This is a genomic window from Microcoleus sp. Pol11C3, assembly GCF_036701485.1.
Classification (GTDB): Bacteria; Cyanobacteriota; Cyanobacteriia; order Cyanobacteriales; family Microcoleaceae; genus Microcoleus.
Genome location: NZ_JAUBQW010000194.1, coordinates 1 through 8,392, shown reverse-complemented (window position 1 = coordinate 8,392; position 8,392 = coordinate 1). Strand labels below are relative to the sequence as shown.

The 8,392-nt window shown below is 46.1% G+C and carries 9 protein-coding genes; 2 read left to right on the top strand and 7 right to left on the bottom strand.

Annotation, left to right across the window (positions count from 1 at the left end; translation table 11 throughout):
• Positions 1–365: 365 nt before the first annotated feature.
• From frr to speB, 7 genes are all read right to left on the bottom strand, one after another.
• Positions 366–914: a ribosome recycling factor gene (gene frr / locus QUA40_RS26425; protein WP_333131379.1), complete on the bottom strand. Its 549-nt coding sequence runs from the start codon at positions 912–914 to the stop codon at positions 366–368.
• Positions 901–1,629 carry a UMP kinase gene (gene pyrH, locus QUA40_RS26420; protein ID WP_333131377.1) on the bottom strand — a complete coding sequence of 243 codons (729 nt, stop codon included), beginning with the start codon at positions 1,627–1,629 and terminating at the stop codon, positions 901–903. Before pyrH ends, frr begins: the two co-directional genes overlap by 14 nt.
• Before the next feature lie 275 nt (positions 1,630–1,904).
• On the bottom strand, positions 1,905–2,303 hold the full coding sequence (gene msrB / locus QUA40_RS26415; RefSeq protein ID WP_333131375.1) for a peptide-methionine (R)-S-oxide reductase MsrB: 399 nt from the start codon (positions 2,301–2,303) through the stop codon (positions 1,905–1,907).
• Positions 2,304–2,372: 69 nt separating this feature from the next.
• Positions 2,373–4,193, bottom strand: a complete 1,821-nt coding sequence (gene modB / locus QUA40_RS26410; protein WP_333131373.1) for a molybdate ABC transporter permease subunit — start codon at positions 4,191–4,193, stop codon at positions 2,373–2,375.
• A gap of 70 nt (positions 4,194–4,263) precedes the next feature.
• On the bottom strand, positions 4,264–5,070 hold the full coding sequence (modA, locus tag QUA40_RS26405; protein WP_333131371.1) for a molybdate ABC transporter substrate-binding protein: 807 nt from the start codon (positions 5,068–5,070) through the stop codon (positions 4,264–4,266).
• 187 nt (positions 5,071–5,257) lie between these two features.
• Positions 5,258–5,815 (bottom strand): thioredoxin family protein, encoded by a 558-nt coding sequence (locus QUA40_RS26400; RefSeq protein ID WP_333131369.1) that lies wholly within the window; start codon positions 5,813–5,815, stop codon positions 5,258–5,260.
• Between the two features lie 139 nt (positions 5,816–5,954).
• Positions 5,955–6,878: an agmatinase gene (speB, locus tag QUA40_RS26395; RefSeq protein ID WP_333131367.1), complete on the bottom strand. Its 924-nt coding sequence runs from the start codon at positions 6,876–6,878 to the stop codon at positions 5,955–5,957.
• A 52-nt stretch (positions 6,879–6,930) separates the two neighbouring features.
• Here speB and QUA40_RS26390 point away from each other — a divergent pair, with 52 nt between their 5' ends.
• Both QUA40_RS26390 and QUA40_RS26385 read left to right on the top strand, forming a co-directional pair.
• On the top strand, positions 6,931–7,059 hold the full coding sequence (locus tag QUA40_RS26390) for a hypothetical protein (protein WP_333131365.1): 129 nt from the start codon (positions 6,931–6,933) through the stop codon (positions 7,057–7,059).
• A gap of 79 nt (positions 7,060–7,138) precedes the next feature.
• Positions 7,139–8,053, top strand: a complete 915-nt coding sequence (locus tag QUA40_RS26385; protein WP_333131363.1) for an alpha/beta fold hydrolase — start codon at positions 7,139–7,141, stop codon at positions 8,051–8,053.
• The last annotated feature ends 339 nt before the right edge of the window (positions 8,054–8,392 follow it).

Below are 8,392 nucleotides of genomic sequence, written 5' to 3'. Positions count from 1 at the left end.
CTCCTTATTTTTTTACCTTACCATTCTCTCAAACCTTTGTCCTGTTTAGACTAGAGGTGCCTTGTCACCCGCTAAGTGAAATAGCAATTTGATGCTTTTTATCTGGATTGCATCTGCCTTTTATTTGCGGTTTGCCGACTCTATCAAAGATTTACAAGAAGTATCAAGTCAACTGGTGCGTATTGCACTATAAACTCTTTCGTTTGTATAGGCGCGGTTTCAACCGTAGGTCTGATCTTCTTCAATATAACGATCGAGAATTGGGAATGAGGAATGGAGAATCAGGAATTGGGATTTAAGAATATTTCCTTTTCCTTGTTCCTGCTAAAATTCCTGCATTTTCCCCATGCCCAATTTCCCATTCCCTAAACTGTCGTGATATCTTTCTCTTTCGCTGCCAGAACTTCTTCTATTTTGGCAACGTACTTGTCCGTCAGCTTTTGAATTTTATCTTGCAAGTCGCGGGATTCATCTTTAGAGATATCGCTGCTTTTTTCCTGCTTGCGAATCGAGTCAACGGCATCGCGACGGATATTGCGAATTGCAACTTTACCTTCTTCAGCAAACTTCGCGGCCATTTTGACAAATTCTTGGCGTCTGTCGCTCGTCAGCGGCGGAATGTTCAAGCGAATAACTGAACCGTCGTTGTTGGGCACGAGTCCTACATCGGACAGGGAAATTGCTTTTTCGATCGAGTTGAGCGCTGTGCGATCGAACGGTTGAATGTTGATCGTAGTCGCATCCGGCGTGCCGATGTTGGCAAGGGATTTGATCGGAGTTGGAGCTCCGTAATAATCTACCATGACTCGATCGAGGAGGGAGGCGTTGGCCCGTCCCGTCCGAATAGTATTAAAAGACCGTTGAGTAGCCTCAACTGCCTTTTGCATATGATCTTCTGCTTCAGCTAACTTCACAAAAACCTCCGACAAGAGTTCCAATAGATTCTCCCATTACAGCTCGGTAGATGTTGCCCGACACCGAGAGGTCAAATACCATAATAGGAATATTATTTTCTTTGCAAAGGGCGATCGCGGTACTGTCCATCACCCGCAAATCTTGATTTAAGACGTGGGCATAGGTGAGGGTTTGATACCTGCGCGCGTTCGGGTTGAGGTGGGGGTCGGAATCGTACACCCCATCTACCTTAGTAGCTTTAAAAATCACCTCTGCATCAATTTCAGCCGCCCGCAAAGCGGCTGTAGTATCAGTAGTAAAAAAAGGGTTGCCAGAACCGGCACCGAAAATCACTACTCGTTTTTTTTCTAGGTGGCGAATTGCCCGCCGCCGGATGTAGGGTTCAGCTACTTCTTGCATGGCGATCGCCGATTGCACCCTCGTTGGCACTCCTACTTGTTCCAGGGCATCCTGCAAAGTGATAGCATTCATCACCGTAGCAATCATGCCCACATAATCAGCCGTTGCCCGATCCATCCCTGCCGAAGCAGCTTTCACCCCGCGAAAAATGTTGCCACCACCGACAACAATCGCAATTTGAATGCCTTGCGACACTACTTTCGCCACTTCTTGGGCGATCGACTGAACGACTATCGGATCGATGCCGTAGCCCAAGCTGCCCATCAGCGCTTCACCGCTGAGCTTCAGCAAAACTCGCTGATAAACCATCCCCATGCCGCCACTATTTTTTTACTCTGTTTGCCTCCACCATAAGATAGCAGCACGGGTGCATTTTGAACATCAATTACCCAGAACAGGCATCCCGTTTGTGCTGCCAGAGAATTTGTTGGTTGCGTGGGCTGCTAGGTGAACAGGCAAGATGCCTGTTCCACCAGCCGATTGATTTTTTCTCAGTGAATGCTAGGTGAACAGGCAAGATGCCTGTTCCACCAGCCGATTGATTATTTGTGGGGAGTAGGGGTTGGGCTTCTAGCTAGCCCCTAAAAGAATTAATCCTTGGGGACGAAATTAAGAGCTGCAGAATTCATGCAGTAACGCTGACCGGTAGGTTTGGGCCCATCGTTGAATACGTGACCGAGATGAGCGTCGCAAACAGCGCAGAGTACCTCGGTTCGGCGCATGAACAAGGTGTTATCTGACTCGCACTTGACATTTTCTTCGCTAACTGGAGCGTAGAAACTTGGCCAACCGGTACCGGAATCGTACTTTGTTTCTGATTTAAATAGCTCCGTACCGCAGCAAACGCAATTATAAATTCCGGGCTTTTTGTTGTCGTGATACTCACCGCTAAAAGCTCTTTCCGTTCCCTTTTTTCGGGCGACTTTGAACTGTTCAGGCGTCAGTTGCTGTTGCCATTCGGCTTCGGTTTTTTGAACTTTGTCAGTCATGGTTTAATGTTTGATTTAGATGAAATTAACTGTTGAGTGTTGACGGTTAACGGTATATTGCTAGTTAACTCAGGCTTCCATTAATATTAACCTAATTGGCTCGAAATGAACATACCAGGGAAAAGGATTGTCATTAATAACCCTCCACTTTTCCTTAAAAACTTCGGCTTGCAAGTGATAATCTTGGGAATCATTGGGAGGCGAGTGCAATTTGAGATATAATGTCACCCGGTGCGGAGTTTCCACAGTCGAGGCGATCCAACAAGCAAAAGTATTTTGGCGATCGCAGCCGCTAACAAAAATCAGTTGATGAGCCCGAATTCCCACAGAAACTAGAGATTTGGGAATTGGTTCGACTACAATCAGAGTACAGCCCCAGTCGATCGCCTCGACGAGAGTTTCTGTGATCGGTTTAGCGGCAGAGAAGTTCTTACAGCCCGTCAACTGGGCGACGGTGAAGTTGCGGGGGCGATCGAAAATGTTCTCTTTGGTATCAAAGGCGATCGGCCTTCCCTCGGCCAACACCAACAGATTTTTGCACACCCGGTAAACTTCCTCTAAATTGTGGCTGACAAACAAAGTAATGCCCCGATAATTAGCCAGAGTCTGCATTAACTCGCGTTCCAGTTGACTCCGCAAGTGAGTATCCAAAGCAGAAAACGGTTCGTCTAACAGCAGCAATTCAGGAGAAGGGGCGATCGCCCTTGCCAAAGCCACCCGCTGCTGTTGGCCTCCCGAAAGTTCGTGCGGGTAGCGGTTTTCCAGTCCTGACATTTGCACCGAAATTAGCTGTTCTTTTACCCGAAATTTTTTCTCGCTTTCAGATAAATGCTGCAAGCCAAACGCAATATTTTGAGCAACACTCAGGTGAGGAAATAAAGCATAGTTTTGAAACAAAAAACCGATGCGGCGGTCTTTAGAAGGTACATTAATACCCTGTGCTGAGTCAAATAAAACCTTGCCGTTGACTACAATTTTACCGCTCCTGGGAGTTTCCAAACCGGCGATGCAGCGCAGAGTCATGCTCTTACCAGAACCCGACGCGCCCAAAATTCCCAGCACTTCCGGGCCGATATCGAAACCGACATCCAAAGCAAAGCTGGAGAGAGGTTTAAAAATGCTTAAACAAAGTCCGCTTTTCGGTGTGTTTTTTTGAAAATTTGTGGTAAAACTAGATGCGACTTTATGAAGCTTTGATTGCAGTCTTTGGCTCGAATTCGGTGTGGGCGATCTCTTTTGTAAATCAGTCCAAAAATTAACAGCAGTGAGCATCGTCAATGAAATACTCAGAATAATCAAAACCCAAATAGCAGCTTGCCTCATATCCCCAGCTTCCACAGCAAAATAAATTGCCATCGGGATAGTTTGAGTTTGTCCGGGAATATTCCCCGCTAACATCAGCGTCGCGCCGAATTCACCCAAAGCGCGGGCAAATGCGAGAATAGTTCCTGCTAAAATTCCCGGCCAAGCTAGCGGCAACATAATCCGCCAAAAAACCTCCCACTCCGATGCTCCCAGAGTGCGGGCTGCATTGAGAAGATTGGCATCAATTTGCTCAAAAGCTGCCAAAGCAGTTTTGTACATCAGGGGAAATGATACGACAGTTGCTGTAATTACGGCGGCTTGCCAAGTAAAAATTATAGTTAAATCGAATTTTAGCAAAAATTGACCGATCGCCCCATTTCTCCCAAACAGCAGCAGCAGCAAAAATCCCACTACAGTCGGTGGCAAAACTAAGGGAGAAATGAAAATGCCTTCAATCAAAGCTTTACCTTTGATGCGAGTTGAAAGCATCCACCGGGCGGCCGCTATTCCCAGGAAAAAGGTGATAAATGTCGCAATAGCGGAGGATTTTAGAGATATCCAGAGCGGAGAAATATCAAATTCCATCTATAAATACATCCGCGTTAATCAACGCTTATCTACTATCATCAGCGGTAAAAAATCCATAATTAGTTACTTATCGAACTATGCCAAATCCGTATTTCTGAAATACTATTTTAGCTCGCTCGCCCGCCAAGAACTCAACAAACGCTTTAGCCGCAGCGGGATTGCGGCTGTTTTTGATAACTGCCAGCGGATAAACAATGGGCGAGTGCAAATTTTCTGCCGCCGTTAGGCGCACAGTTACTTTGTCGGATGCTTTGGCATCAGTCGTGTAAACTATACCGGCATCAACGTTACCGCTTTCGACAAATGTCAGCACTTGGCGGACGTTATTTCCTAGCACTAATTTTGGCTGTAGTTGCTGCCACACTCCCAGCTTAGTTAGCATTTCCTGAGCGTATTGTCCGACAGGTACGCTTTTCGGTTCGCCGATCGCAATTTTCTTGATTTTTGCATCCGTCAACTGTTTAAAATCGCTCAAAGCAACACCGTTTTTGGGAGTAATCAAAACCAGGCGATTTGTCAGCAAATTGCGGCGCGTCTCGTTAAGGAGCAGATTAGCTTGCTGCAAAGCATCCATTTGTTTAGTAGCGGCGCTCAAGAATACATCTACCGGCGCTCCTTGCTGAATTTGCTGCTCTAGAGCACCGGAAGCACCAAAATTATAAGTAATAGTAACATTGGGATTGCTGCCACCATAAACAGTCTTGATTTCTCCTAATGCTTGCGATAGACTGATAGCAGCCGATACAGTTAAAGAAGTGCGCTGTTGCGCTGTGGCTGGGGAAACACTCTGAAATAAGTTCCAACTAATCAGCAGTACCAGTATCGCGACGACTGCGACGATCGAGTTGAGAATGCGTTTTCTTTTTAGGTTCATCGGGAATAGTTTATAATTTTTGATTTTGAATTATATTAAAACCGCTCCAAAACTACCTATCTTCTTATTTTTCTGCCTTCGCGATCTTCGCGTCGAAAGCGGTTGGTTAAATAATACTGCTTCTTAAAAGTTTAGCTGCGGTAGGGACACAGTAGTGCCGTGTCCCTACGGATTTCATGTGCTCTCCCTATGCTCGCCATTTGAGAGAACAACCTATTGATTCTGTAATAGTGGGCTCCACGGGTTCGCTGTTGAGCAATTGGTCGATCGCACTCCGCAAATAAGAAACCTGCACCGCCGCCGGATCGTCGGCGTTGTCGTCAATTAAACCTTTATAGCGCAGTTTGCCGTCTTGGTCTAACAAAAAAACCTCCGGCGTTTTAGAAGCCCCAAAACTTTCAGCCACATCTTGAGCAACATCTCGGATGTAGGGAAAGTTGAGTTGATTGTTGGCTGCAAAAATTTTCATATTCTCAAAACTGTCGTCGGGATACTGGTTTGCATCATTAGCATTAATCCCGATTAAAGTAACATTTCGATCTTGAAAATCTGCTTGAAGTTCTTTCATACGATTGAGATACAACTGCACGTAAGGGCAATGATTGCACATAAATATCACCGCGATCGCCCGAAATTTTTCTAAATATCGAGCTAAATGGTGAACTTCTTCGTCAACTCCCGGCAATTCAAAATCGGGAGCGTAGCCGTTAATGGGAGTACCCGTTGTATCGATTAGTAAACTCATGTTTTCAGGAGGTGAAGAGCAGTATTTGCCAGCATGAAAGATGAAACTGTCAGCACGAATAAAATTGGCTGTTGTTTTGCTTTAGCTTAATTCTAGCCTTGCCAACAGCCTATTGTGATTCGTACTTCGCGATTTATTCCTAGTCTGGCTTTAGCCAACCTTGAGCCAGAGCTTGATATCCAATAAGTTTGTATGCTAATTTGGCAGCGGTAAATTCTGAGACTACAGAATCTACAATAGGTGCTAATTCCATAATGTCACAGCCGATTACTTCGTAGGACTCGAAGATGCGACGCAAAAATCCGGTGAGGGAATACCAATTTAACCCGCCCGGTTCGGGTGTTCCCACCCCTGGCATTAATGTTGGATCGATGCCGTCTAAGTCGATCGTCAAAAATACTCGCTTAGTTGTGATGCTGGAAATTGCGCGATCGGCCCAATCCGGTTGAGTAGCGATTTCCCGAGCTCGAATCACGTTTAGCTGTTTTGCTTTAATCAAGTCTGCTTCTTCCTTGCAGATAGCGCGAATCCCGATTTGCAGTGTCGGTAAGCCCATATCTACAACACGTCGCATCACGCAGGCGTGGTTGTGGATCGAGCCTTCGTATTCGTGGCGCAAGTCGCCGTGGGCATCGATTTGCACGACTGTGAAAGGTTCGTTTGGGTATGCTTGGCGATAACCTTCGACCACGCCGGCTGTGATGCTGTGTTCGCCTCCGAGGGAGATGACAAATTTATTTTCGGTAACTAGCTGGTGGACTGTGGCTTGGGTGACTCGCAGCATTTCTGAGGATGAAACCCGTTGACTGTTGCGAGTATCGGCGATCGGCTCTTGTGTATAAATTCCGACATCGTAGCAAACTTCGGAATCCAATTCTTCGTCGTAGCATTCGAGTTGGTGAGAAGCTTCAAGAAGTTTGGCCGGCCCGTTTTCGCACCCCCGGCGGTAGGTAGTGGTTGCCTCGTAGGGAATTGGTAAGATAACTACTTTGGCGGTGTCGTAGTCCGGTACAATTTCGGAACCGAGAAACGGTACGACAGCAGTGGAAACGATCGTTGGCATAGGGGAAATTTCAATAAGGCAAAGAAGTCAGCATCTTTAATCCTGACATAATATGAGCTCTAACTGCAAAGTCATCAGTCATCAGTCAGAAGGAAGAAGGAAGAGGGAAGAGGTATTAACCGCAGAGGGCGCAGAGGGCGCAGAGGGAGGAGGGAAGGAAGGTTTGGGATTTATGTCCTAGTGGTTGCCTCGAATTGCGATACGGTTTGTAGTAATGACGGAAGTCCTTCTCACTCTTAAATTTTTACTTTTTTATTTCTATGGCATCTTCTAGTCCCGCTTGGTCAACTGTTGTTTCGCCCCAAACTTGGCTGTGGAAAGGCTTTCCGATTTGCTACCAAACTGCGGGAACGCAGGGGCCTGCGGTGGTGTTTGTCCACGGTTTTGGTGCCTCTTGGGGCCACTGGCGCAAAAATTTGCCGGCGCTGGCTGCTGATTGCCGCTGTTATGCGATCGACCTCATCGGTTTTGGCGCTTCTGCTAAACCCGCGCCTAAACTTGAGATTGACTATACTTTTGAAACTTGGGGACAGCTAATTGCTGATTTTTGTCGGGAAGTTGCGGGCGGGCCGGCTTTTTTGGTGGGAAATTCGATCGGCTGCGTGGCAATTATGCAAGCGGCTGTTGATTTTCCCGACATTGCTTCTGGCGTAATTTTACTCAATTGTTCCCTGCGCTTGCTGCACGATCGCAAACGCGCCGAAATGCCTTGGTATCGCAGTTTCGGAGCGCCGATTGCACAAAAAATTTTAAATGTCAAGTGGATAAGTAAATTATTTTTTAAACAATTAGCAACGCCAAAAACAGTAAAAAAAGTGCTTTTGCAAGCATATCGCCGTCCCGAAGCTGTCACCGACGAACTGGTAAATATGCTGCTGGAACCTGCCAAAGATAGCGGCGCAGTGGAAGTATTTGTAGCATTTATCAGTTATTCTCAAGGCCCCCTACCGGAGGATTTGTTGCCGCGTTTAAGCTGTCCGGCTTTGATTTTGTGGGGTACGGACGACCCTTGGGAGCCGATCGCATTGGGGCGAGAATTGGCAAAGTTTCCGGCTGTTGAAAAGTTTATTCCTTTGGAGGGAGTGGGACACTGCCCGCAAGATGAAGCGCCGGAATTGGTTAATCCTATTTTACTCGATTGGATTAAAGAGCGATCGGTAATTGCAGAAAATTAGTGCATTTGCTCCTTTGCTGCAGGAAGAATTGGTATGATTGAACCGCGAAGACGCGAAGAACGCGAAGGAAGAAGTAGGAAGAAGAAATATTGATATCTCTCTTCTATTCATCTTCGTGAATCAGCGTCTATCCATTGTCATCTGCGGTTACCAAATTCTCTTTTTTTAACCGCAGATGATGGCTGATAAACACAGATTAACGCCGATGAATTAGATTGTTGACTGTTGACTGGATTTTACTATTCGGATGCTATCGGAATTGATATAGTCATTTCAAATAAATGTGAGACAGAGGCAAGATCATGATAAAATCGATAAAAATAGTTAATTAGAAAAAAA

Bases quoted from the DNA above. Each gene is read 5' to 3' on its own strand.
- pyrH (WP_333131377.1), bottom strand. From the start codon at position 1,629: ATGGGGATGGTTTATCAGCGAGTTTTGCTGAAGCTCAGCGGTGAAGCG.
- msrB (WP_333131375.1), bottom strand. From the start codon at position 2,303: ATGACTGACAAAGTTCAAAAAACCGAAGCCGAATGGCAACAGCAACTG.
- modB (WP_333131373.1), bottom strand. From the start codon at position 4,193: ATGGAATTTGATATTTCTCCGCTCTGGATATCTCTAAAATCCTCCGCT.
- modA (WP_333131371.1), bottom strand. From the start codon at position 5,070: ATGAACCTAAAAAGAAAACGCATTCTCAACTCGATCGTCGCAGTCGTC.
- QUA40_RS26400 (WP_333131369.1), bottom strand. From the start codon at position 5,815: ATGAGTTTACTAATCGATACAACGGGTACTCCCATTAACGGCTACGCT.
- speB (WP_333131367.1), bottom strand. From the start codon at position 6,878: ATGCCAACGATCGTTTCCACTGCTGTCGTACCGTTTCTCGGTTCCGAA.
- QUA40_RS26390 (WP_333131365.1), top strand. From the start codon at position 6,931: ATGAGCTCTAACTGCAAAGTCATCAGTCATCAGTCAGAAGGAAGAAGG.
- QUA40_RS26385 (WP_333131363.1), top strand. From the start codon at position 7,139: ATGGCATCTTCTAGTCCCGCTTGGTCAACTGTTGTTTCGCCCCAAACT.